The organism is Nostoc sp. 106C (assembly GCF_002154725.1).
Classification (GTDB): Bacteria; Cyanobacteriota; Cyanobacteriia; order Cyanobacteriales; family Nostocaceae; genus Aulosira.
Genome location: NZ_MTAW01000123.1, coordinates 1 through 24,984, shown reverse-complemented (window position 1 = coordinate 24,984; position 24,984 = coordinate 1). Strand labels below are relative to the sequence as shown.

19 protein-coding genes are annotated in these 24,984 nt (G+C 42.2%); 8 read left to right on the top strand and 11 right to left on the bottom strand.

The genetic code is table 11. The features are described from left to right. Nucleotides 1-225 precede the first annotated feature (225 nt). The 6 genes from BV375_RS17960 to BV375_RS17935 form a co-directional block, all read right to left on the bottom strand. On the bottom strand, nt 226-4,116 hold the full coding sequence (locus tag BV375_RS17960; RefSeq protein WP_086762798.1) for an ATP-binding protein: 3,891 nt from the start codon (nt 4,114-4,116) through the stop codon (nt 226-228). A gap of 276 nt (nt 4,117-4,392) precedes the next feature. Beyond that, nucleotides 4,393-6,771 carry a glycoside hydrolase family 31 protein gene (locus tag BV375_RS17955; protein WP_086762796.1) on the bottom strand — a complete coding sequence of 793 codons (2,379 nt, stop codon included), beginning with the start codon at nt 6,769-6,771 and terminating at the stop codon, nt 4,393-4,395. Nucleotides 6,772-6,954: 183 nt separating this feature from the next. Beyond that, complete coding sequence (locus tag BV375_RS17950) at nt 6,955-7,323, bottom strand: hypothetical protein (protein WP_086762794.1); 369 nt, start codon at nt 7,321-7,323, stop codon at nt 6,955-6,957. Then, entirely contained in the window at nt 7,323-7,682 is a 360-nt protein-coding gene (locus BV375_RS17945) for a hypothetical protein (RefSeq protein WP_086762793.1), read from the bottom strand. The genes BV375_RS17950 and BV375_RS17945 overlap by 1 nt, the downstream gene beginning before the upstream one ends. Before the next feature lie 80 nt (nt 7,683-7,762). Next, nucleotides 7,763-8,977, bottom strand: a complete 1,215-nt coding sequence (locus tag BV375_RS17940) for a divalent metal cation transporter (RefSeq protein WP_086762791.1) — start codon at nt 8,975-8,977, stop codon at nt 7,763-7,765. 4 nt (nt 8,978-8,981) lie between these two features. Then, the gene (locus tag BV375_RS17935) at nt 8,982-9,422 is read right to left on the bottom strand and encodes a hypothetical protein (protein ID WP_086762789.1); all 441 of its coding nucleotides are present in this window, start codon (nt 9,420-9,422) and stop codon (nt 8,982-8,984) included. A 1,014-nt stretch (nt 9,423-10,436) separates the two neighbouring features. On the opposite strand from BV375_RS17935, the gene BV375_RS38735 reads away from it, so the two are divergent. The 5 genes from BV375_RS38735 to BV375_RS17915 all read left to right on the top strand — a co-directional run bounded on the left by BV375_RS38735 (nt 10,437) and on the right by BV375_RS17915 (nt 16,080). After that, nucleotides 10,437-10,571, top strand: coding sequence for a hypothetical protein (locus BV375_RS38735; RefSeq protein ID WP_279432934.1), 135 nt, complete (start codon nt 10,437-10,439; stop codon nt 10,569-10,571). A gap of 1,202 nt (nt 10,572-11,773) precedes the next feature. After that, complete coding sequence (locus tag BV375_RS17930) at nt 11,774-12,604, top strand: phytoene/squalene synthase family protein (protein WP_086762787.1); 831 nt, start codon at nt 11,774-11,776, stop codon at nt 12,602-12,604. A 149-nt stretch (nt 12,605-12,753) separates the two neighbouring features. Then, on the top strand, nt 12,754-14,220 hold the full coding sequence (hpnJ, locus tag BV375_RS17925; protein ID WP_086762785.1) for a hopanoid biosynthesis associated radical SAM protein HpnJ: 1,467 nt from the start codon (nt 12,754-12,756) through the stop codon (nt 14,218-14,220). A gap of 93 nt (nt 14,221-14,313) precedes the next feature. Then, nucleotides 14,314-15,219, top strand: coding sequence for a hopanoid biosynthesis-associated protein HpnK (gene hpnK, locus BV375_RS17920; RefSeq protein WP_086762783.1), 906 nt, complete (start codon nt 14,314-14,316; stop codon nt 15,217-15,219). Nucleotides 15,220-15,222: 3 nt separating this feature from the next. After that, nucleotides 15,223-16,080 (top strand): ferritin-like domain-containing protein, encoded by an 858-nt coding sequence (locus BV375_RS17915; protein WP_086762782.1) that lies wholly within the window; start codon nt 15,223-15,225, stop codon nt 16,078-16,080. Nucleotides 16,081-16,103: 23 nt separating this feature from the next. Here the strand turns inward: BV375_RS17915 and BV375_RS17910 are convergent, their stop codons facing one another. Further along, nucleotides 16,104-16,475 (bottom strand): DUF2237 domain-containing protein, encoded by a 372-nt coding sequence (locus tag BV375_RS17910; RefSeq protein ID WP_086762780.1) that lies wholly within the window; start codon nt 16,473-16,475, stop codon nt 16,104-16,106. A gap of 306 nt (nt 16,476-16,781) precedes the next feature. Here BV375_RS17910 and BV375_RS17905 point away from each other — a divergent pair, with 306 nt between their 5' ends. Both BV375_RS17905 and BV375_RS17900 read left to right on the top strand, forming a co-directional pair. Then, on the top strand, nt 16,782-17,072 hold the full coding sequence (locus BV375_RS17905; RefSeq protein WP_086762778.1) for a hypothetical protein: 291 nt from the start codon (nt 16,782-16,784) through the stop codon (nt 17,070-17,072). Between the two features lie 322 nt (nt 17,073-17,394). Then, nucleotides 17,395-17,832: a hypothetical protein gene (locus tag BV375_RS17900; RefSeq protein ID WP_086762776.1), complete on the top strand. Its 438-nt coding sequence runs from the start codon at nt 17,395-17,397 to the stop codon at nt 17,830-17,832. 237 nt (nt 17,833-18,069) lie between these two features. On the opposite strand, the gene BV375_RS17895 is transcribed toward BV375_RS17900, so the two are convergent. The 3 genes from BV375_RS17895 to BV375_RS17885 form a co-directional block, all read right to left on the bottom strand. Continuing rightward, on the bottom strand, nt 18,070-19,092 hold the full coding sequence (locus BV375_RS17895; protein WP_143842129.1) for a spore photoproduct lyase family protein: 1,023 nt from the start codon (nt 19,090-19,092) through the stop codon (nt 18,070-18,072). Between the two features lie 162 nt (nt 19,093-19,254). Beyond that, the gene (locus BV375_RS17890; RefSeq protein ID WP_086762773.1) at nt 19,255-19,611 is read right to left on the bottom strand and encodes a hypothetical protein; all 357 of its coding nucleotides are present in this window, start codon (nt 19,609-19,611) and stop codon (nt 19,255-19,257) included. Nucleotides 19,612-20,292: 681 nt separating this feature from the next. After that, nucleotides 20,293-21,855: a GTP-binding protein gene (locus BV375_RS17885; protein ID WP_086762771.1), complete on the bottom strand. Its 1,563-nt coding sequence runs from the start codon at nt 21,853-21,855 to the stop codon at nt 20,293-20,295. Nucleotides 21,856-22,087: 232 nt separating this feature from the next. Between BV375_RS17885 and BV375_RS17880 the strand changes: the two genes are divergently transcribed. Then, nucleotides 22,088-23,719, top strand: coding sequence for an ATP-binding protein (locus BV375_RS17880; protein WP_339376789.1), 1,632 nt, complete (start codon nt 22,088-22,090; stop codon nt 23,717-23,719). A 711-nt stretch (nt 23,720-24,430) separates the two neighbouring features. On the opposite strand, the gene BV375_RS17875 is transcribed toward BV375_RS17880, so the two are convergent. Then, nucleotides 24,431-24,984 (bottom strand): DUF4114 domain-containing protein (locus BV375_RS17875; protein ID WP_143842127.1); only part of this gene is annotated, 554 nt, incomplete at its 5' end.

The following is a 24,984-nucleotide window of genomic DNA, read 5'->3' as shown; positions in this document are numbered from 1 at the left end:
TCAATCACACCCCCTATTTTTCTTTTTAGGTCGGCTATTTAGTCTAAACTCCAGTAATAAGGGGGCTTCGGTATAACACACGCTACGGGTGAATGGTACTTACTTAAGCAAAAGTTGCTGCCCAGATCCCCGACTTTTTCAAAAAGTCGGGGATCTAAATCTCGCTAAAGTAAGTGACATTCCACCCTACGGGTGAATATTACTTTACAAATATCTTCTGATTTTTCAACCACGACCAACGAGGCTGGCGACTACTGTGGCTAACTCAGCTGGCTCAATTGGTTTAGCTAAATGTAGCTGATAACCTTCTTGGATAGCTCGCATCCGGTCTTCTGTTCTAGCATAAGCTGTGAGTGCTGCTGCGGGGACATCTCCTCCTTGTTCTGGTGGGAGCGATCGCACTTTGCGGATAAATGAGTAACCATCTTCTTGGGGCATACCAATATCACTGACAATCACATCTGGTTTCCAGTGTGCCAATATCTGCAATGCTTCTTGTACCGATGCTGCTAGTTGAACTTCGGCTTGGCATTGTTGCAGTACAGTAGTGATAAATTCACGGCTATCAGCTTCGTCGTCTACAACTAGTACTCGCACACCCACAAAGGAGGGGTAGAGAAGCAACGCAGAATCTTGTTCGTGATTTGGCAGTGTAATAACACCTTTAGTTGCTGATAAAAGTGGTAGCTTGACTGTAAATGTCGCTCCTTGCTGCTCACCTGGACTATGCACATGAACAGTACCGCCATGTAGTTCTACTAAATGACGGACAATTGCTAATCCCAATCCCAGTCCACCATGCATTCTGGTACTAGAACTATCAGCTTGACGAAAGCGATCAAATACGTAAGGCAGAAACTCAGAAGTAATACCAATACCTGTGTCAATTACTTGAATTTGCGCGTAGTTACTTAAAGTACCTTTGAGTTGTTCAACAAGCTTTGAAAGTTTGATTTCTACCTTACCGCCTGGGGATGTGAATTTGATCGCATTAGATAGCAAATTCCAGATGATTTGCTGCAAGCGTTCTGCATCCCCGGAAACTAAAAAATCACAATTGTGATTATTTGAGAACCCCAATGCTAGATCTGCTGACTGTGGCTCTCTTGCAGGTAAAGAAAATTGCAAATCGATTTCCTTAACTTGGGCAGCTAGGTTAACAGTCTCTAAGGCTGAGTTGATAATCGAAATCAGATTGCAAGTGGCAACATTCAGTCGCAATTTGCCTCTAATCATCCGCGAAATATCCAGCAAGTCTTCAATTAGCTGGGTTTGCATTTTGGCATTGCGCTCGATTGTCTCCAGTGCTCTGGTTGTCTGACTTTCACTAAGATTACGGGAACGCAGCAATTGTGCCCATCCCAAGATGGCGTTGAGGGGCGATCGCAATTCATGGGACAAGATCGCCAAAAATTCATCCTTCATGCGGTTGGCATCTCGTAACTGCTCAGTTTGCTGTTGTAGAGAAGCAATTAACCGAGCACGTTCCATTGCGATCGCTATTTGATCGCAAACTGCTTGCATCATCCCCCTTTGATTATCGCTGAAGCGAGTGCGAGTGCGACTGCCAAAGGAAAGAGTCCCTAAAAGCTGCCCTTGGGCGATTAACGGGTAACTGTAGTAAGCTGTAATTCCTATATTGCGAATTAATTCTGTTTTTGGGTCAGTTGATTGCTGGACATTGTCTAAAGCAATCTGACAACGCGTTTGGGCTGTAGTACCACATACTGCTGCACCCACCGCCAGATACTCAATTTCTTTTGCTAGTTCTTCAGAAATGCCTGTGGATGAGGCTAGATGCATTACCTGAGACTCTGGCTCAACCAAATAATTTAGGTAAACATCTAAGCCAATCTGTTCGGCAAGTTTACGGTATAAGCTATCAACTAATGCCACAGGGTTTTGGCTGGATAATAATTCACTAGCTGTGTCAAATAGCAGCTGGAGCCTTTTATAGCCTAGGGAAAGCGCTTTTTCGGCTTTCTTGATATTAGTAATATCTTGGAACACCAATACACAAGTAGCTGGATAACCATGCATTGCTGGTAAGGTATCGGCAAACACTAGTAGAGAACGCACACCTTGATTGGTATGCCAGTCTACTTCCAAGCTATCCAGACGTTCTCCACGGGCAACGCGCACTCCTGGCATTTGGTCATTGGGAATGCGATCGCCATTGGCATCGGTGTAATAGTAAAAGTTGTGATACTCTTCGGCTGGTATACCTTGAGGAAATTCGCCCCCAGCTAACTCATCAGCTGCGCGATTTGCAAAAGTCACCCGCGCTGTTCCTGGTTCAATAAATAGTAATGGTCTAGGCATCAGATTTAGCACATCTTCCAGCCATTTTTGCTGATTTCGCAGAACTTCCTCGGCTTGATAGCGTTCTGTGATATCCAAAAATGCACCGATGCAGCCTCTAGTTTTACCCTCCTCATCAAACAGAGGTGCGACAGACTCTATCAGCTTGACGATTTTGCCATTTTCTTGGACAACATCGATTTCAAAATCTAGAACTTCAACGCCGTGAGCCGCCGCGTACTGCATGGGGAGTTCTCCACCCGCAATTTCTCTACCCTCGCGGTAAATCTTAAAATTAGGTAGATTTTCAAGTGGTGCAGTCAGGGAAGCATTTTGATCTGGCGAAATGCCCAACTGTTTGGCAAAAGCGGGGTTTACTTTGATAATTTGACATTCTGGGTCTTCGGCAATACCAATTCCAATTGGTATAACATCAAGCAAAGTTTGCAATTCCGTAACACGGCGTTGAAGATCCTTGTTGAGTTGGACTATTTGTTTGCGTGTTTGTTGCCGTTCGCTTAAGTCGATAATAAATGCTACTGCCTCTTGCCGTTGTTCTCCTAGCAGGACGAAACCAACTAAAACTGGGATGCGGCTATCATCTTTGTGGATAAATTCTTTCTCATAGGGCGTACAAGCGCCGTTAGCATTTTTTTGGGCTTCAGCAATTCCTTGCTCGTCTAAATGTAGATATTCTGGCGGTGTGATATTATTCCAGCTAATTCTGCCTGCTAATAAATCTTCTCGTGTGTAGCCAATCATCTCTAAAAATTCGTCGTTCGCCTGCTGGATACCGCCATAAATATCGCCAAACAAAATGCCAATTACATTAGCATCTACGAGACTTCTAAGTTTTTCTTCGTATGCTTTCAGTTCGTCTTGAACGCGATCGCGTTGGTAACTGAGGCATTCAACAACTGCTGCACTTTGCCAGATTAAAATGGCAAAAATTACCATGATAATAATGGCAAACAATGATACTGCAAACGCGGTATCATATTTTCCTACTTTTTGACCAAGAACAATTAGCCACCCCAGTAGAAAAGGCACGGAGATCGCTGCAAATAATAACCTGCGGGACAATAAGCCGCTGTTGGTATTGCTTGTAATTACTCGCATTAATGCCTGATTTGGATGTGTCCACATAATTCCAGTACACAGAACTATAAAAGTTAGTGCTGTGTGTAACGCCATTGAAGTTGTATAAGGTTGTACGCCATAAAGAATTTGTACTTCATAGGCATAACCAATCAGCGCCTGTAAGGAAATTAAAGCAGCTATGAGAGCGAGAATCTGGAAATACCAATAGCTGCGGTGGGTTTTTTGATGCACCAATAGCTCTAGGGATCTGCCGACGAGCATAAAGTTGAGTGCAGTATTCAACCCCATTCGCCCTGGCTGTAATGTTAATAAAGCATTTGGCGAGTCACGGAATAATAGCTCGTCAATCCCAAGATTCGCACCGAGAATATATTGAACGACTGTTAGCAAACCAACGATCGTTACGGCTACTGCACACAGCTTAGAACCCCAAAGGTAGAGGGCGTTATTATGGGGAGATGCACCTTTGTCTATCTTTACTTTCTGGGCTAACCACAGCGACACACCAGACAGTATAAAACCCAAGGCTGTATTTGCCTTCATTGTCACCAAACCGCCAGAGCAGCCACATTTAAGCAATTCAATGTCCAAACCCCAGCCTATTAGTACCAAGCCACCAACTAATATGGCGATCGCACTACTAATTTGCACTGTCAACGACTGTGTGGCGACTCGATCAAGAACTTGCAGGCGCAAGCGGTTTCCTTTTAACATTGAGGCCTTTGTAACCCCATCTAAACGAACTTGTGAAAGTCCAATGTTTTCTTAGCCTAGTGGGTTTAGATGTATTGTATTTTATGCTACAGGTAGTTGACTTAAAATTTCATCTACCTATATGCATATTTTTAGTAGGCATAATGAGGCAATATGCATTTGTGATTTTAAAAGGGAACAGGGAACAGAGAATAGCCATCATTCACTGCTCTCCTGCTCCCTCCTAGCCCTCATTACTTCTGTTAGATGGGCTGAAAATATATCTAAGTGCAGATTTTAAAATTTCCAGCTATGCCCTCTGCCATCATCTTGGAAGCGCCATTCGCCGACACCAACAAGTTCCACAATCACTTCACGCTGTGGTGGTGTCCATTCACCCTCTCGCGGGCTAATTTCTACAATCGTTTGTTTACCTTCTGTAAATACACTTATTTTAGTTAAAGCAAAGTTTTGATTGCCACTAGTATTTGACTTGCCATCATCTTCAAAAAATAAGTATTCATTTTTGCCTGGCCAAATACGCAAATGGAGTTGGTCGAGTGGAAGTTCATCAACATATTGCTGCACAGGTTGCATAGGGATAATGGCACCACCTCGGACATAAAGTGGCATTCTTTCCAGCGGTGCATAGCTGAGAATATGGGTAGGGCCTGCGTAACATTCACCGCTCCACCAGTCATACCAAGTACCTGCGGGTAAATAAACAGCCCGATACTCAACGCCAGGACGGTAGACAGGCGCAGCCATTAGGGAAGCTCCCAGCAATACTTGATCGTAGAGAGTGTAAGTTTGGCGATCGCTCGGAAAATGGTAAAATAAAGGTCTTAAAATCGGAGCGCCTGTTTGTGCCGCTTCCCAAAAAAGATTGTAAATGTAAGGTAGTAGCTGATAACGCAGATTAATATATTCGCGACAGATATTTTCTGTGCGATCACCAAATACCCAAGGCTCATGACGAGCAGTAGACATGGCAGAATGACCGCGCATCAGTGGGTAAAGCATTCCTACCTGCATCCAACGGGCGAATAATTCAGCTGTGGCGTTACCTGCAAACCCGCCAATATCGCAACCAACAAATGCCACACCCGAAAGCCCCATGTTACACAGCATGGGTAGAGACATTTCCAAATGCTCCCACAATGAATGGTTATCCCCCATCCACACAGAAGACCAACGTTGCACCCCAGCATAACCAGAGCGAGTCAGCACAAACGATCGCTCTTGTTGCCGATGGCGCTGTAACCCTTCAGCACAAGCTTTCGCCATCATCAACCCATACAAGTTATGCACCTCCAAATGCGTCGAAGCTGATGCAGGTAAATTCCCCCCTGCTCCCTTGCTTCCCTGCTCCCCTGCTTCCCCCTGCGGCGCATCAAGTGGAAACCAAATCTTCTCCCCACCATCCCCAAACGGGCGATTATCAATGGCAGGCTCATTCATATCATTCCAAATGCCTGCTACGCCAATATCGGTGAGGCTTTTGTGCAAATCACCCCACCACTGACGTACATCAGAGCGTAAAAAGTCAGGAAAAACAGCTTTCTCAGGCCAAACGTAGCCGTGAAACAATTGTCCATCAGCTTTACGCACAAAATAATCGTTGGCTATTCCTCGATCGAAAACGTGATAATTGGCTTCTGGCTCATACTTCACACCCGGATCGATAATTGTGACAGTCTTAAAACCAGCTTTTGCCAAATCACTTACCAATTTTGCCGGATCGGGGAAGCGTTTTGGACTCCAAGTGAACACGCGATAACCCCGCATATAGTCAATATCCAGGTGGATGACATCACAGGGAATGCGGCGCTGACGAAATTCTCGCGCTAGTTCGTGTACAACATCTTCTGATTCGTAACTCCAGCGACATTGATGATAACCAAGTGCCCATTTTGGTGGTAACGGCATTCTCCCAGTTAATTGGGTGTATGTATTTAAGATTTGAGCAGGTTCGGGGCCATAAATAATGTAGTAATCCAGTTCCCCCCCGCGAGTTTCCATCTTCCAAACACCAGGCTTTTCCGCACCAATGTCAAATTGGCTCCAAAATGTCGTGTTGAAAAAGATGCCATAACCAACATCTGGACGCAAAGCCATAAAAAACGGAATAGCTTGGTACATTTCATCAGTCAGTGCATCGTAATCTAAAGCATCGACTGTCCAGTTAGTTTTAACTTGGCTGAGTTTATCAAGAAAACCTGTGCGTTCCCCAAAGCCAAAGAAATGTTCATCGGGGTAAATTTTCTTCCAGCCTGCAACTGCACCCATACGCCAACCCATCCGCATATCTAAATCGTCTTGGGCAAAAGGACGATTATCTTTGTCAAAGCAAACCAGACAGGATTCTTGCTTTTGCACGCATACACGGATTTGTTCAGTTGTAATTTCTACCGCAGCCTCAATATCCTGCACCTTAAAAGGTACTTTTGCCCATTCTGAATCGTCCACTGTTACCGCCCAAGAACGGCGAGGGCTAAATTCGCCAGTTGGTGCAAGCCTCACTCTCAGTAAATTAGGGGCAAGTATAGTAATTTGGAAGCTGGAGTTAGTACACTCAAAATTGACAGTGCGATCGCTCCAATTTACAGCTTGCACACTACCAATGGTTGTCCAAGGTTGGTTAGTTGACGGTAATTTCCCAAAATATTGCGGCATGATAAACCTGTTTTGAAGATAGGAACTAGGGAACTAAAACCCCCACAAATTAGGGCACAACATTGTTGTGCCCTGACAAAGTATCTGTATTCCACGCAATTGAAATTAGCTATAAATGACCTACTTTGGAAATAAGGCAGAAGACAGATTTTTAATAATATATGGGCGGATATTGGCTATTAATTATTCATTTTTTCCACTATTGGCAGAAGTTTCATCTACATTCTGCACTTCTGGGGATAATGACTTTAATTCCTCTAAACTACAACGCAAACGCGGTTTGTCAGGGTTAGTTAAATCCAGCTTGTCCCAAGGCACTGTATAACCACCGTAGATTTTACGGGCCCCAAGTAGATGCAAAATTCTTAACCCAATTGTCCAAGCAGATAATCTTTCTAAAATTGCAGCGTAGCCAATCAGATATTCCTCAACCAACCATTCTTCACCTTGTTGTTGGGCGCGTACTTCCTCAATGCGACCGATAGCTTTACCATTGGAGTCTAATACTTGCTTACCAAGTAGCAGTTCTAAATGAATTTCTTTAGTTGTCATTATCCTGCTCCGGGGATGCGTTTGATAATGCGATCGCGCAGCCATTTTTCGTAGCCTAATGCTGGTGTTGTTTCGGCTTCCATATCGACTTCCACATCAATACCAACATCCCGCACTTTTGACCAAGAAATGCGAAATGGTTCAGTTTGCTTCGTCCCCCATTTACTCGCAATTGCTGCTACCCATTGTGCCAAACGCGGATTTAATCTATTAGCAAGGGTAGTCACTCCCACTTCTATATATGCTAGTCTCGGTGGTTTTCCGTCCTCCCATTCCATCACGATCCCATCAACTTTACCCATTTCGTGTTGATTGCGATCTACTAATTGGTTATCTAAAACATCTCTAATAATGTCCATATTCTTGCATTCTTCTTTGCGCCTTTGCGCCTCTGCGTAAGACAAAAAAATTATGCCACAACTCGATTTATCTTAAAATCTCAACCTCCAATAAATTCTAAGGGAATTGCAACTATCGCTAAGATAAATGTCAGCACAATTGTAAATATAACAATGCTGTTACTAATCCAGCCGTTGCGATACTTACCCACGTATAATTGATCGTTCATTAAGACGAGAAATGGCACAATTACAGGTGGCAAAATTACAGCAGTAATTGCCATTGAAAATAAAGTCAATTGTAAAGGGTCGATACCGAATACCATCAGTAACGATGCCAAAAATACAAACACGGTATAGACCAAACTAAAACGCGCTGCATCTTTTGGTTTAAGATTTTCGCCCCAATTCCAACCAAAAGCTTGAGCCACAATATAGGCTGTATCAAGAGTAACTTCTAGTGCAGCACCAAAGCAGGCAATTCCCAACGATGCTGCAAACATAATAAAACCCCAATAACCTAGAGGTTCTGTCAACATCAACGCCGCTTGTTCGTAGCTATCAACTTGAACACCTTTAGGATTGAGTACAAGTGCTGCTACAATCAGCACCCCCAGTGATACGATACTACCGAAGCCCATCCCTAAACCAGCAACAGCACGATTCACACCAATATGACTTTCATCCCACTTATCTTCTACTGCTCCAGATGAGTAAAAATAAAATAAGTAAGGGCTGATTAATGCACCTAAAATACTCACAGCAATAAATAAATAATGGGTAGTATCTTCTCGTGGTATTGTGGGCAGTAAACCACTACCAATTTGCGTTAGTGATGGATGTAATTTAAATGTGGCGTAGACAAATACTAATGTAATTAATCCTAATACAGAAACACCATTTTCAATTAGACCAAAAGTACCTTTCCAAAGTAGTAACCAAATTGCAAAAGCCACAGGTAAAGCAAACCATTGAAAACTAATACCTGTTACTAGTTGTAGGGCTATACAAACACCGCCAATTTCTGCTGCTAAAACCAGAAAATCAACTACGATTTCTGCGAATAATGGAATAACATAAAAGTTGAAGCCAAAGCGTTCCCGCACCGCCGCAGCTAAGGTATGCTTACTAACGGCTGCTAACCGCCCAGACATTTCCACTAGAGAGATTACACAAATTGTCCCCAAGATAATGACCCAAATTAGTTGAAAGCCATAGGTAGATCCAGCTTCTGCTGCTGTGGCGATCGCCCCTACATCCAGAAAGCCGCCGATACTGGTAACAATTCCTAGTGCAATTTCCAAAATTTTCTTCATGGCTTTATTCTGGTATTTTTCTGAGTCTGTTTAGCACTCTACTCTCTGCTTCTAATTCTTCTAGGGATTTTTGTACCTCCGCACGATTTATTTGGGCAATTGCTATTGACATTTTTTCAGTTTTATTAGCTAATAGTGAAACTTCTGATATCAGTACAGTTTTATGCTGCTTAATTGCCTGTTGAGATGTTTGGAGCTTTACAATATTGTCTCTTTCTTTTAAAATTTCTTCTTGTGCTTTTTTCAAAGTTGTCTGAGCATATTTTTTAGGTACAGCACCATGTATCCAAGCATCACCTACCATATGGGCTGTTGCTGACCAGGAAGATACATTTTGTATTTCTTTAGTCAAGTCTTCTGAAGAAGATTTGTTACTACAAGATGTCAAACAGAGCGTTATTAATAAATAATGAATCAACAATGTACATTTACCTACTTCTGGCACTTTTATACACCTCGTAGTCTACATATTATATTTTTGGTATTATCTCTATAATTGTATACATCTCTCTTACGAAATATCTATTCCTTATTAAAAAATCAAGTCTTGTAATATTTAGACAATATGACAATACAGTTCAGTTAGTGATGTTGATTTCTTGGAGATCTCTCCAACCCCCTTAAAAAGCAGGGCTGTTTCATTCCCTAAAAGGTTCGCAAACGCAAGGGTTCAGGAGATAAAAAACAAGCAAGGCATTCCATTTTAAGTATCAAAATGGTCACCAATTTATGACTTTTGCCCTGATATTTATCGCCAATCATATTGACAAAATACATATCATTACGAATGAAACGGCCCTGCCTTAAAAAGCAGGGCTGTTTCATTCGTTGCTGTGTGAGATTTGTCAAGAGGATATTCTCACGCAAAAGCGCATAGACACGAAGTGGCTTCCCGTTCGACGAAGTCGTTCCCGAAGGGTAGGGTAGGCGCAAAGAAAAACAACATAATTTAGGCATTAAGGCATAAAAATTTTGCCCAAAATTGTCTGCTTGCTCTAAATTTTAATCTCTTTGACCCTTGCAATTTTAACCATTTTAGGTAATGAAACAGCCCTGCCTTAAAAAGGGAGCTTAGTTCCCTACTTTTTAAGAAGGGTTAGGGAGGATCAATCCTTAACTGAACACTATTAATATATAAGATTCCTATTTGATTTTTGAAAAAAGTAAGTACACCTCTACCTCCCTTCTTTTCTGTTTTCTATTCCCTGTTCTCTACCTCTACTTCGTAAGTTCAACAATCAAATCGGATTGCTATATATACACATATGTTTGATAATTGCTAATTATTATTGAGATTTAGATGGAATTTTTCTATTATTAAATTCAATCAATCTTAAAACTCTCAAATTCATTTAATTGTCTTTAAAATTTTAACGAGCGCATCCATAAAAAAGTAGATAATTTAGTTCATTACCTTTGCCTCATAAATATTATCCAGAAATTGAGACTCTTCAAAAATATGCAAACAGATTCTGGCAAGACAATTTCGCTTTGGATGACTACAGCAGAAGTCCCAATTCAACCTATACTAAGAGAAAACACTCATGCAGATGTGTGTGTAGTGGGTGCGGGGATAGCAGGAACGATCGCCTGATATTCAATTTCTAGATGATATCGTCTGCCAAATTGCTGAATTGGACGAAAGAACGTTTCCTGATGGTGGAAGAGAAGAAGTACTGTTTCGTTGATCGGGTCAGGTAATGAATGCCGATGATAGTATTGCCTACATTGGTAAAAATCCCAAATTCTATGCTCTTTCCCGTTCCCCTACCCTGCGGGAACCCTCTTTGAGGAAACGGGTGACGCTCATACCGCGGAACTGCTATGCTAACAGCAGTTGCGCTTGGGGCTTTCCCCTTGCGTACCCGTCACTGCTTCACCTGTTCCCTTTTGAAAAACTCTAGTTCTCAACTTGGACGAGGTTTAGTTATACTTTTTACCTTATCTCATTTCTAGCGTTCTCGTAAACAACCAACAGTTGTTAGATACAAGCGGTTTAGAGGATAGCATTTGCGCGCTTCAAATCAGGGGTGGGGTTCTTTCGGATTTCTAAGTAATCAAATGAAATTGATCTAACACTCCCACAATTTATATCTTATGGTGGTATTCAATATTCCACAAAATTTATTAGCTCATTAGGCTGTGGACTCCCCAAAACAAAGTAGAGGAGATTCAAGAGTATTTTATTGAGTGGGTAACACCCGCTCTTTTTATATTTCTTACGTTTAATTTTCGGGAACTACTTGTTTTGAATCGTCGTGATTAATATCTATACCCTATAGAGCCTTGCAGTAACATTTGTATTTGTCCAGTCTCTTTATTCCTTACTTTCCAGAAGCCGCGCTTGGTTAAACTATGGGCATTGATAGTTGCTTAGGGTTGCTATTATCCATTACAAGAGGTTTAATAACTTGTCTCTATAGATACAATAACTGTGGTACTCTAGTCTACTTCACAAAGACTTCAAGGCTTTTACCCTTCTAAAGTTTGCTGTTAATTACTAGAAAACTTCGCAGGTAATTACCCAAATTTTAGCATAATTGTTTATATTTACAGGAAAATATTATGATAGCTATACCATAATATCCCCTATCCATTTTTGTTACCAAAGCCTTATATACTAGACTAGAATTTGAACAATTTGAGATTTTTGTTAATTGTGATACCGTAGACTATTAATTTTTAGAGGAAATCCTAGCGAAAATACAGTTCTTAAGGTTTAGTAAAAATTAGATCCAGTATCATCAAAAAAACTAAAACTTCATGTGGTGTGAAAATCAAGAGAGGAGTGAAAACATGGATTTACGTAGAGATGCACTGCAAATCCTAAAGGAAACTAGTCGAACTTTTTACATTCCAATTAGTCTTTTGCCATCAGGTTTACAAGAGGCAGTTGCATCAGCATACTTGTGTATGCGTGCTATTGATGAAATTGAAGATCATCCAGAACTGGATAACCCAACTAAAGCGCAGTTGCTACGAACAATTAGCTTGACATTACAAGCGGGGGTTGATGGTTTTGCAGTTGATGCTTTTTCTTTAGGATTTAATGGTTACGAAAATATCTTACCAGAAGTCACCCTTGGGGTTAGAGAATGGTCAATATTAGCACCTGAAGCGATCGCACCTCGAATTTGGGATGCCACCGCCGCAATGGCAGACAGGATGGCGCATTGGGCAGAAATTAACTGGAAAATTCAGACAGAGTCTGATTTAGATCGTTATACATTTGGGGTTGCAGGTGCGGTGGGCTTGTTATTGTCTGATTTGTGGGCTTGGTACGATGGCACGCAAACTAACCGTACTCAAGCAATTGGGTTTGGTCGGGGTTTACAAGCAGTTAACATCTTGCGTAACCACACTGAAGATTTGAAACGAGGCGTAGATTTCTATCCCGAAGGTTGGAGTGCAGCGAATATGCAGGAGTATGCACGCCGCAATTTAGCCTTGGCAGATGCTTACACCAAAAGCCTTCCTACTGGACCAGCTTTAGACTTTTGTCAGATTCCGCTCACCTTGGCACATGGAACACTTGATGCCTTAGCCAACGGCAAAGAAAAACTCAGCCGGAACGATGTTTTGGCTCTGATCAAGCAGTTTATCGATGTGAACATCAAAGCTAGCTAGTTTATGAAGGCAGAAGGCAGAAGGCAGACAAGAGAAGGGAGATAAGCAAGATGGGGAGAATAACTAATGACCATTGACTTTTGCCCAATGCCCAATGCCCAATGCCCAATTACCCTTGACTATTGACTATTGACTCAGGAAAGCTATCAATGAAAAAAACTTTGTTCCTCAGTCCTCCTTCTTTTGATGGGTTTGACGGTGGTGCGGGTTCGCGATACCAAGCCAAACGCGAAATTACTTCCTTTTGGTATCCCACATGGCTAGCGCAACCTGCTGCGCTTGTGCCAGGTAGCAAGCTTGTGGATGCTCCACCACATGGCCAAACTGTAGAAGATGTGCTGAAAATTGCTAAAGATTATGAATTAGTAATCATGCATACCAGTACACCCTCACTGGCGAATGATGTTAAGTGTGCGGAAGCGATTAAAGCTCAAAATCCAGACGTGCAGATTGGCTTTGTGGGGGCACATGTAGCAGTCTTACCAGAGGAGACACTGCGGGATAATCCAGTTATCGACTTTGTTTGCCGTAACGAATTTGACTATACCTGCAAAGAAATAGCACAAGGCATACCTTGGGAAAATATTAAGGGTCTGAGCTATCGTGACCGATACTCTAACGTGCGTCACAATGAGGAGCGCCCCTTAATTCACGATTGGGATGCCATGCCCAGCGTCCTCCCCACTTATGCCCGTGACTTAGACATTAGCAAATATTTCATCGGTTACTTACTGCATCCCTACATTTCTTTTTACACTGGGCGCGGTTGTCCGGCGAAATGTACCTTCTGCCTTTGGCCGCAAACGATTGGTGGTCACCTCTACCGTCATAAAAGCCCAGAAGTTGTAGGGCGGGAGATGGAAGAGGCCAAAGCCATCTTCGGTGACAAGGTACGGGAATATATGTTTGATGACGATACGTTTACGATAGACAAACATCGAGCGATCGCGATTAGCGAACATATGAAGCGGCTGAAACTCACCTGGAGTTGTAACGCTCGTGCCAATTTAGACTACGATACCTTAAAAACCTTGCGCGACAACGGCCTGCGCTTGCTGCTTGTCGGTTTTGAATCTGGTAACCAAGAGATTCTCAACCGAATTAAGAAAGGCATCAAGCTAGAAGTGGCGCGGGAATTTATGAAAAACTGCCACAAACTCGGCATTACCGTTCACGGAACTTTCATTATTGGTCTACCAGTTGAAACTAAAGAAACTGTAGAAGAGACAATTCGCTTCGCCTGCGAACTCAGTCCCCACACAATTCAAGTCTCAATTGCTGCGCCATATCCCGGTACAGAATTGTACGAACAAGCCAAGGAAAACGGCTGGTTTACCAACCAGTCTTTAGTAGCTAACTCCGGTATTCAAACCTCAACACTGCAATATCCCACACTTTCTAGTGAAGAAATAGAGGATGCAGTTGAGCGTATGTATCGGAAATTCTACTTCCGTCCCAAGGCAATCATACCGATTGTCAAGGAAATGCTCACAGATCGACAGATGATGGTACGCCGTCTGCGCGAAGGCGGAGAATTCTTCTCCTACCTGAAAGAACGCCGCAATCAGCAAACTGCTGCACACGCACAATCTAGTCAAACGGCTATTATTTCATAGAACTGGAAAGGACGAAAAAGCAGGGGAGCAGGGGGAGCAAGGGAAGATAAAATGCCCTATGCCCCATGCCCAATGACCAATGACAAATGACCAATGACAAATAACAAATCCCGTCGCTTCGCCATTATTAATGGTGATGACTTTGGCTTTTCTGCTGGTGTCAATCAAGCAATTATCCAAGCTTACGAACAGGGTGTGCTAACTAGTACCAGTTTGATGGTAACGGGAGATGCTGCTGAAGAAGCGATCGCCTGGGCACGTAATCACACTAATTTGGCAGTTGGTCTGCATTTAGTACTGGTGTGCGGTCGATCTGTTTTGCCTCCTTCTCAAATTCCCCATTTGGTTGACTCCAAGGCTAACTTTTCAGATAGCCCTCTGGTGGCTGGATTACGGTATCAATTCCATCCTGCTGCTCGTGAGGAACTGCGGCAAGAAATCCGCGCCCAGTTAGAAAAATTCCGCGCCTCTGGGCTGCCCCTTTCCCATGTAGATGGACATTTACATTTACATGCCCATCCCGTAGTATTGCGGATATTGGTTGAATTGGCTCAAGAATTTGACATCCGAGTCATCCGTTTACCATCTGAAGAACTAGGGATGACTTTGAAGCTTGACCGTCGGAATTTACTAACTAAGTTAGTTTGGTCAAGAGTATTTGGGGGACTGCGCCGTTATGGTGAAGGTTTACTGGCATCTCAAAGTATTAAGTTTGCAGACCGGGTATATGGATTGCTACAAACTGGCTCCATGACAGAGGAATACTTACTTGGCCTCATACCCCAAATTCAGGCAGACTTAGTAGAAATATATTCCCATCCCGCAGTTATTAATCATGGGGAACCACTTAATGGACCATCAGGCTCAGGTGTAGCAGAACTCTCTGCGCTTTTAAGTAACAAAGTTAGAGATGTGATGATTCAAAGTGGTTTTGAGCTAACAAATTACAATAAAGTCAGGTTGTTAAAAGAATTTGAACAACCTGATTATCGCCCTTAAAAAATGAAAATCGGTTCTGAATTTCACAAAGAGTTATTCTGCCGCAGCTTTATTGATAGCTATATTCAATATCAACCTGAGCAACTAGCTTGGCCGGAGCTAGATGCAATTGCTCTCGACCGCCTAAGAAAAATTCCCTTTTGGGAGGAAGCTCTCAATACAGAATTGGCGGCTGGAGCTAAGATTAAGGCCTACTTACCAATGATTAACGATCCACTTCTGTATGAAGCTGTTGCTTTACAGGGAGAGGAAGAAGCCCGTCATGGTCGGCTGTTTCAATTCCTGATTCAACACTACGGTATTGAAACCTCTGGACAGCCTCCCGCTCAATTATCTAGCAACCCTGAGCAAGCTTTCATTGATTTTGGCTATGGTGAGTGTCTAGACTCATTTCTCGGCTTTGGACTTTTTAAGATTGCTCGTCAATCAGAATTTTTGCCAGAGCCACTATTTAAAATATTTGACCTACTACTACAGGAAGAAGCCCGTCACATCGTCTTTTTTGTGAATTGGATTGCTTATTTACAGGTAAGCCGGAGACGAGGCGCTAAAGTTCTGCGGGGGTTATCTTCACTCTGGAATTACGGTAAAGCAGCGCAAAGAATGATGGGTGTGGTTGGTAGCAGTGCTCAGAGCAATAGCCAAGATTTTGCTGCAACTGAGGCAAGTGTATTTCTGGATAACTTTAGCTTGGAACTGCTGATTTCAGAGTGTTTAGCAGAAAATACACGACGCATGAGTGAATTTGACTCTAGATTACTCCAGCCTCAACTACTACCTGTGCTAGCCAAGAGCATTCTGCGGGTTGTTACAGCCTTTTCTCAACGCAGTTCCCACCCAAATGAGAAAATAACCTCTTAAACTGTTTTATGTGCAGGCTCGATTTAGGAGCGAGAGAAAGCGTGTTTTTGCAAATCCTCTAAATTACAGACTTCCAATGCTCTCGCATGGGTTGCTGACAGGACGACTGGTGGAGCTACCCCAGCCTCAAAAGCTTCTTGCCAACGAGCCGCACATAAACACCAGTGATCGCCTGGTTTCAATCCCGGAAAATTAAATTCAAGAACAGGTGTGCTCAGGTCATTTCCTCGCAATTTCGTAAATTCTAGAAATTCTGCTGTGACTTGGGCACAAACAACGTGCATCCCAAAATCCTGACCGCCTGTATTGCACAATCCATCGCGATAATAACCAGTCATGGGAGAAGTGCAGCAAATCTCTAGGTTTGTGCCTAATACATTTTTAGCTTCTGCCATAAATACCTCACCTTCAGTTCGTCAGTCTTGTTCTAGAGCTAAGCAATGAAATTAGTTTAACCAATGAGTGAGAATATCATCTTTCCCTGACTGGAGGGTAGAGTATACACCACCTAATAAGGTGTTGAAAATTGGTCAAAAGAGGTAAATTTCTCCCTATAAAAAGCCAAAGTTTTCCACAGACAGGATTTCAGTTTCTCATAAATTACTAATTCTGTACTTATTAATTCCGTATTTTCACAGTAGCAGCAGGCTGTAACACCCGTGTAATCTGTAGCGCAATGTCTTTTCATAATCTCAACCGTTGTGAAATCTATTCTTCAGACCTATTTAGAACAAGAAATCTGGATATTAATAAGAGATAAGTGGTATTTCGCCACAGTGATTGGAGTTTGGGATGATTTGTTGTGCTTCAAACACAGAACTTACAACAAAGAGACAGAGGAAGATACTCTGTGGGAAATGATTGTTAAAACTAGCGAAGTAATTGCTATTGATAAAGTTAAGTCTGTTATGAGTAGAAAGCCAGACGTATTTATTTCACGACTACTCGAAACTGAGACAGGCACAGGAAATCTTCCAGACCATGAAAATTAACTAGCTGAATAAAAATACTTGCTGCTCTTTTGAGTAACTGACAAAACCATGTGATAATTGGCCTTGATCAAGCGGCTAATTATTACGGTTTTCTTCAGTAGGGAACGGGGAACGGGCAATAGCCAAAGGTTTTCTGTTCCCTTAAATGTATGAATTATCTTTCATTCTAATCTGCGTATGACAGCACACCCAGAAATTGGTTTAGAATTTCTGGGTGTGCTTGGTAAGCTTTCAAACTTCCTGCGCTATTTTGTAATTTCCTGTTCGTTGGCAAAACTGATTGAATTGAAAATTAAGCACTTTAACAACAAGGAGGAGTGAAATGGGACTAAGCGAAGAACTCTTGAACTCAAATAAAAAGGAGCTGATTGTAGATGACTGTTGCACAGTGATAGAAGCACAACTCGCTTCTAAATCAGGCATCAGCGGCATAGCTTTAAAAACTGCCTTCGCTGCATTGAAGGGGGTTAAGCCTGGATATATTCCTTACGTTGTCGAGCAGCTTCTGCCGCAGTGCTTCATAGCACTCGATCCTATCTGGGATGAAGGCGTGCAGAAGGGCGATCCGGTGGAGCACCTAGTTGCGAGTCGCGATCGCACTGCTGACGCATTACTCAGCGTCACCGATGAGAGGGTAAAACAGGTCAAACGCCCAATCGTGCGGGGAACATACGAAAAATTCCGTGGTTCAGCCAAGCAACATGTGGAGGAAGCAGTGCCAGACTTAGCAAAGGTAATAGGTAAGTATACTAAAGAATGATTAAACGCGTAGAAGCTCTGCTTCTTGTCGCCAAACATCGCCTGACAATGCTGCCAAAGTAGTTGAAAAAACTAAGTCTATCTTAACCACCGAAAAGACCCAATGCTTCATTTCCTAGAGCTTGGAGTTAAAAGGTAGGTAAAAATAAAACGCCCCTATGCCATAAATCTCGCGCTAGCGAGGTGAAGGCAAGGGGTTAACAGAATTTTCTACAAAATGAATTAGGTAAAAATTTATCTAAGTCCAATATAAAATCTCAGCATTTGGAAAGCGCCGTTGAATTTCATCCTCAAAAAAGCGCTTCATTGTCTTCATCGTGTTAGCGTCGTAGACATATTTTATGCCGCCAAACTTATTGCGTTTAACATTGCGTTTTGCTTCATCCATGTCTAATTTTGATTGCGGATACCATGTCTGCAACACCTCTTTTGACCCTGGTGTAAAGCGGTGCGAAATTAACTCAAAAGTTAGATCACAGTTCATATCTAGCGCTTCGCTAATCAAGTCAAACAATTGGCCATAGTGCATCTGCCAATCATCTACAGGCATAATTGGCGCGATTACCAGTCCTACTGGATACCCACCCCCACCATACTCTTGGGGTAAAGCCAATCGCCGCAAAGCTTGTAACCTTGATGCTACCGATGCCGTACCACCTTCAAACCTAGCGGAAATCGGTGTAGCATTAACGCTTATCCGGCAGCGAGTATGACCGTTGTGAGGTAAGTTTAGTAAGCTATCTACCGCGTCAAATTTTGACACCCAACGTAAATGTGCATCACTACGGCTGCCAAAATAACGGATACATTCAGCAAGACTACCTGTAAGATGCTCAATGCCTAAGGGGTCAGTGTAGCAGCTAACTTCATAACTTGTGGCTTGTCCTGGGCGCTCGTAAGCTGCCAAGTTTTCTAATATCTGTGGCAAGTTAGCGAAGGCGCGGATAACTGGCGGACCAGATAAACTACCAGCTAAGTAACAGTATTGGCAATGTGCGGGACAACCCTCAGCCAGATGAAATTGCCAATCAGCAGACGGTGGGATGGGACTCAGCTTGAAGTGGCTAGGGGGTGCATTCACAACTGCAAGAGTACGCTTGGCAATATTATAAGTCTCACGCTCGTCTTCACCTCGCAAACCTGTCAGGCGATTGCGTGATAACTCTTCTATTGGCAGGTTAAGTGACTGCATACGCGCCAGAATTTGCTTTCCCCAAGGCTCATCTAGAGCGGCTGGTGTAAACATTACTCGTTCAGGCATCCACAACTTTGATGGTCGTGTTTTTGTCTCTGATACCGAAACCTGCTCTGTAACTGTATTCAGCAATGTTGTTCTCCGTTATTGATGAGAGTTTGCCGTTGAGGGAATAGGTAATAGTCTCCTATTCCCAATGAAAACTGCTGAGCTTGCTGATATCTGCAATTAATTTTCTATAACTTGCCGAATTCGTCGTTCGAGCAAATCCAAATCTAAACTACCTTCATCACGACTAATTCGCCTTACAGTTGAGTTAACGTTGCCTAAGTCTGCTAATAAATCCTGAAGAATTTCTTGCTGCTGACGTGCCTGGGTAACTTCTCGCGGCTCTTGGACTAAATCCCGCACTATAGTATCTTCGGCTCTTGAGGCAATAATTGGGTTACTTTGTCCTTCAAGGTGAACAAAGGTGCGCCGCCCTGGTCCTCGCTCTTCTTCAATAGGTATAAGTGCTGTTACCTGATCCGAGCGAACATACTTACCAAATCCTAAATGGACTAGCACTGATGACTGTATTTTCATTATAAAAATATCTTTGTGACTTATCTCTATTTTAAATTTTTTTCTAAAAAATATTTAACTCTAACTAGAGCGGATTTTGCCCATTTATAAGTAGTATTTACCAGTTGAAATATTCATATTTCTTGTCTAGGTTTAGCAGTGCTAACCTGGGGCTAAATAAAATACAAAATTATGATGACAAATATAAAAAATTTAGCTACTTCTATATGCGTACTTAAAGTATTTTACAAATGATAGCAGATTGATTATTCAATATCTTAAATCAAATCCGGTTGAATATTTGTCATTTTGTCCGTAGGGAAGCAATCCCAACAACCTTGCGATTGCGACTTTTCACTCGCAATGACATATTAAGGGTGATTAACAGGACATCATATTAGCTGGATAAAATGACTAATTCCAGCACTCAAATTGACGAGTTCGCATTTTGATGTAGATTGAGAATGCGAATAGATCAAGATTATAAGCATTGTTGTTTTGATTGACAAGCATAGATACTTGTTGTTAACAAACACTACAGTAAATCTCCCTGATAATCAAGTCAAAAATAGTTTTATTAAAGAAGAATGGGTGATTAATAATGCCTAATTAAGCTTGGAAGAGAAAGGCTTGTTTTTATATGTAAATTTGCTAGAGAAATATCGCATCTATTCCATTATCGCCCTATCAAGTAACCAAGCCCTAATCTCTAGTTTCTAACTCCTCCTTTTGCTCTTCAATTAGTTCAGATCTATCCGTTAATGGCTTCACTACCCGCGCGATCGCTTCTTGCACAAAAGCCTTGATAAATTCATCCCGGCGATTAATTTGAAACTGTCGCTGTACAACTTCTGTCATTCCACCATCGCCCCAATCTTGGTCATGACGAAAATATTCAATAAAACTTTTACCTGCAATCCGCGTCAAATAAGCTGCTGTCACGCCTTGAATTCCTCGACCAATAATAAAAGTGGCAGGATTAGTTTGCAATGCAGTAGAAAGTAACTCAATTGCGCCCTTAACAATTCCTAAACTGGCAAGGGTTTTCGCTAAAGATAAGGCTAACTCTCGCCCCCGTTCCATGTTCAGTTCACAGCCGTAAACTCTGCCTATTTCTACGACCATTTGGGCATTTACAGCCGCAGTTGCCAGTAAATCTACGACTGGTAAAGGCGTTACTGATACTACACCAGCCCCAATCCATTGAAATCGCTCGACTATCTTATCGGCTTGGCGGCGACGTTGAGCATCGATAAGTTTGCGCGCTTCTTCTCCCAAGCGCAGAGATTGCAACAGAATATTATCTGCGACTAAATCTTCACCCTCAGCCCTTAAAATTGCCGCCATCCGCCGCAACAAGGGGACAATATCCGGTTCCGGCTGGAACATTTCGCCAGTTTCCAGTTGGGCAGTTTGGGGATTAGCCGCGATCGCTACGACATCATTAGGGGCAATAAATCCCCGCACTCGCTGACGCAACCTTGCCAGGATCGATTCTTTGTTTTCGTCTGTGTATAAATCTGTTTTGTTAAGCACAAGAAGCGATCGCTTACCAATTTCTGCCAAACCTCGCAGTGGTTCATATTCCGATCGCCGTAAATCATTATCTACCACAAACAACAGTAAATCTGCTTCCGTTGCCAGAGCACGTGCGAGTTGTTCTCGTTCTGTACCCGCCACCCCTGCTTCTAAAATCCCTGGGGTATCGGTAATTAAAATTTTGCGCTCTAATCCTTTCAACCGCAGACAATAGGTTTCTCCTACTTGAGTTGTGCCCATTGGTGCATCAACTTGACCCACCATGCGTCCCATCACCGCATTTACTAGGGAGGTTTTACCAGCACTCCCCGTGCCAAACACTACGACTTGAATTTCACCCCGTGCTAAATTGACTTCAATTTCCCGCGAGCGACTGAGTAATGCCTGTTTAGCTACTTCATCTTGAATCTGTGCAACCTGCTGCCGCACAGCTTGTAACGTTGAAGAAGCAGCGTCAGATTTGACAGCCGGAATTTGTGCTGGTGTCACACGCGGACGCTTACGACGGGAACGCTGCTCACCAGATTGCAGCACTAGCACATAATAAACAAAGGCTGCAACCAAGCCGCCGATCAGCACAACCAGCAGCAGCAACAGCAAATTGCCCAGCAGTGGAGAATAGGACAACTGCCAGTAGAGGCGTGAAAGGGAGTCAATCAGCCACAGGCTTAGCCCCAAAATAACTATCAGACCAACAATCAGCGTGACTATGCGCGACAGAGGCATAACGGGTATTTAGTAGGCGGATGCTTCTAATCTTAATAGTTTCAGTGTTTTTCACCAGGGTAGAAAAAACTGACCTTTGATAGACTGAAAGCGTATTTAGTATCAAATTTACCTTAAAAGGCAGAGAAGCTACTGCTGTGGCAGAAGTAAAGATTTACCAAACAGCGTTCAGGGGTGGGTTTACGGTCTATCAACAGCAAAGAATTGTGTCTGACTTTTGGAAAAGGCGACCATGACAGAAATATCTGTACAAAAATCCTCTAACTGGCTTAAACAATTATTCTATCGATTAAGTATTCGGCAAAAAATCGTTTTTGGGTATGGTCTGGCTCTGGGAATTGGGGTCGTAGGAATAACTATAGGATTGGTTATAGGCGATCGCTACTTTCAAGAAGCCAGACATCAGATGATGTTGGCAGACGAGGAAGGCGGTTTGTTAAGTAGTTTGCAAGGAGAACTGTTAGAAATACAGATCCATCAGCCAGAAATACTAACTTTGTTGCAGCAGTCGCAAGCAGTTAAACAGCAAACATCTCATCTTCTAACGGATATAGCGGAAGCGGAAACTGTACTTTCTCAGTTGCAGGATTTGAGTAAATCCAGTTTGAAAGCGAATTTGCAAGCTCTACTGAAGAAGTATGATACTACTACAGTAGTATATTTATCCCAACTCAAGGCACTGTGCCAACAAATTTCGTCACTCAGTTCAAAGCCAGAGGAATTAGCGAAAGCGCAGCAATTAATTTTAGAATTGAGTACCAGTCAGACTGCACAGAAATTTTATCAATTTACCCATGAGTTAACCGATTTTGCCAAAACAGTACGAGAACGCCAAGAAGAGGCTGATACCGCCCAAAATCAGGCTGCTGAGATTCAAGCTCAGATTATTATTGGTAGTATCCTGCTGTCGATAGCGATCGCTGCTATCCTCGCTTTTTACATCAGTCGCATTATCGCTAGTCCGATTAATGCAGTTAGGGATGTAGCTCAGAAAGTTACGCAAGAAGCTAATTTTGAATTGCAAGCACCTATAACCACAACAGATGAAGTTGGTGCGTTAGCTAGCTCCTTGAATCAGCTGATTCAGCAGGTAAAGCACCTTTTAGAAGAGCAACAAGCCGAAGCTCAAGCACGACTAATTCAAAGTGAAAAAATGTCCAGTTTGGGACGGATGTTAACTGGCGTTGCCCATGAAATTAATAATCCAGTAAATTTTATTTCTGGCAATCTTGCACATGCAAAAACTTATATTGATGATTTATTAGCGCTACTGCAAACATACAAAGCTGAAGTTCCCAATCCTCCCGATGCAGTACAATATTTAATAGAGGAAATAGATTTAGAATTTCTAAAAGATGATTTGCCAAAACTCTTCAACTCTATGAATGTTGGCGCTGACCGCACCCGTGAAATTGTCCGAAGTTTAAAAGATTTCTCCCGCTTAGATGAAGGTGAAGCTCAGTTAGTAGAAATACATCCATGTATTGAAAGTACATTGTTGATTTTGAACAATCGTTTGAAAAAAGGGATCAGTATTGTTCGCAACTATGGAGAAATTCCTGCAATTCCAGGTTATACAGGTTTACTTTATCAAGTATTTATGAATATTTTGAGCAATGCGATCGATGCTGTAGAGGAAAAATGGGCTGAAAATTCACTATTTAAACCTGAAATCACCATCATCACCGAACGCTGGGAAAATAATTTTGTAGTCGTGCGAATTGCAGATAACGGATCTGGGATTGCACCAGACACGCAAGAAAAAATATTTGAAACATTTTTCACAACTAAACCACGAGGTATTGGTACAGGCTTGGGTTTAGCAATTAGTTTATCAGATTGTAGTCGAAAAACATCAAGGTAAAATTACTTGCCAGTCTGAATTAAATCAAGGTACAGAGTTTGCGTTGGCTTTACCAATTTCTCGCTCCTCATCAGTATAAAGAAGATAGCAAAATGGAAGAGGTTTTTCACCTCATTTATCTTTATTGACAAATTTATACTAATTTAAAAAAGTGCGCCGAGGGAACAGAGAGAGAAAAACAGTCTTATCTGAACTGTATTGGAATATAAGACTATAAAATTTTAAATTATGACCGCTTGGGTAGAGTCTTGGACAGGGCTTACGCAAGCAAAATTTGTCATTGCGACCGGAACGTAGTGTAGGAAAGCAATCGCAGAGTTTGAGGCGATTACGTCGCTACCCTACTCTTCGAGAACGGCTTTGCCGAACGGGAACGACTTCGTCGAACGCTCGTAATGACGTAATTCCATGACTTTTGCGTAAGTCCTATTGAACAAACTATCTGAGACCAATTCACGAAAATCCTGATACACATAAATTTTTCATAGGGGTTTAGCATTGCTAAACCCTGAAGCGCGTATTTGTATCATTATTAAGGTGAAATGGTATGAGGCGGGGTTAACACAAGTATTTGTGACTGTAGCATTAGCAGCAACCCAGAAGTTTAAGGTGAAACAGGACAGTATTTAAGGGTAAATGTTGAAAACCCTACCACTTGACAAAGAGGAGGTAGGGATTAAATTATTCACAACCAAGCTTGGTCAAATAGACTTAAGAATTCACACTATTCACAGTCAATTTGACTTGGACAATTAAATCGTTATAATCCCAATCGCTGCCAATTCCTGCTTGATCCTCAAAGCCAAAGCAGTTATTGCCTAGTAGCCGAACATGATTGTTTTTGTCAGAATTTGCGCCTAAGAATGGACTGAAAACTGCTAAGTCATTAGAATTACTACTTAAAATTGCTTCTACAGTGCTATTAGCAATAACAAAAGGTGCAAAAAGCCAACCTGATTCAAAGTTGCCAGTGAAAGTAGCTTTACCTTGGTTATTCACCTTCAAATCAATACCCTCAACACGAGAGCGAAGCATGGCTTTAATGTAGCCTGCATCCCCAGGACGGAAATCAATCTTACCATCGCCATCGCTATCAATACCTCCATTCTCATCATTTACTCTACAGAAGCCAACTAAGTTGTCGTAAGCAGCTTCTCTGTTAATGATGAACTCTGCTTTAACCTTAGTTTTGGCTTCCCGTAAATCAATGAGTTCACCTTGATGCTTTCCTTGAAGGCCTATACCTAGAGGTACTTTTTCATTGG

What these genes read in the sequence shown, in the direction of transcription:
- BV375_RS17960 (WP_086762798.1), bottom strand. Translation starts at nt 4,116, where the DNA reads ATGTTAAAAGGAAACCGCTTGCGCCTGCAAGTTCTTGATCGAGTCGCC.
- BV375_RS17955 (WP_086762796.1), bottom strand. Translation starts at nt 6,771, where the DNA reads ATGCCGCAATATTTTGGGAAATTACCGTCAACTAACCAACCTTGGACA.
- BV375_RS17950 (WP_086762794.1), bottom strand. Translation starts at nt 7,323, where the DNA reads ATGACAACTAAAGAAATTCATTTAGAACTGCTACTTGGTAAGCAAGTA.
- BV375_RS17945 (WP_086762793.1), bottom strand. Translation starts at nt 7,682, where the DNA reads ATGGACATTATTAGAGATGTTTTAGATAACCAATTAGTAGATCGCAAT.
- BV375_RS17940 (WP_086762791.1), bottom strand. Translation starts at nt 8,977, where the DNA reads ATGAAGAAAATTTTGGAAATTGCACTAGGAATTGTTACCAGTATCGGC.
- BV375_RS38735 (WP_279432934.1), top strand. Translation starts at nt 10,437, where the DNA reads ATGCAAACAGATTCTGGCAAGACAATTTCGCTTTGGATGACTACAGCA.
- BV375_RS17930 (WP_086762787.1), top strand. Translation starts at nt 11,774, where the DNA reads ATGGATTTACGTAGAGATGCACTGCAAATCCTAAAGGAAACTAGTCGA.
- hpnJ (WP_086762785.1), top strand. Translation starts at nt 12,754, where the DNA reads ATGAAAAAAACTTTGTTCCTCAGTCCTCCTTCTTTTGATGGGTTTGAC.
- hpnK (WP_086762783.1), top strand. Translation starts at nt 14,314, where the DNA reads ATGACAAATAACAAATCCCGTCGCTTCGCCATTATTAATGGTGATGAC.
- BV375_RS17915 (WP_086762782.1), top strand. Translation starts at nt 15,223, where the DNA reads ATGAAAATCGGTTCTGAATTTCACAAAGAGTTATTCTGCCGCAGCTTT.
- BV375_RS17910 (WP_086762780.1), bottom strand. Translation starts at nt 16,475, where the DNA reads ATGGCAGAAGCTAAAAATGTATTAGGCACAAACCTAGAGATTTGCTGC.
- BV375_RS17900 (WP_086762776.1), top strand. Translation starts at nt 17,395, where the DNA reads ATGGGACTAAGCGAAGAACTCTTGAACTCAAATAAAAAGGAGCTGATT.
- BV375_RS17895 (WP_143842129.1), bottom strand. Translation starts at nt 19,092, where the DNA reads ATGCCTGAACGAGTAATGTTTACACCAGCCGCTCTAGATGAGCCTTGG.
- BV375_RS17890 (WP_086762773.1), bottom strand. Translation starts at nt 19,611, where the DNA reads ATGAAAATACAGTCATCAGTGCTAGTCCATTTAGGATTTGGTAAGTAT.
- BV375_RS17885 (WP_086762771.1), bottom strand. Translation starts at nt 21,855, where the DNA reads ATGCCTCTGTCGCGCATAGTCACGCTGATTGTTGGTCTGATAGTTATT.
- BV375_RS17880 (WP_339376789.1), top strand. Translation starts at nt 22,088, where the DNA reads ATGACAGAAATATCTGTACAAAAATCCTCTAACTGGCTTAAACAATTA.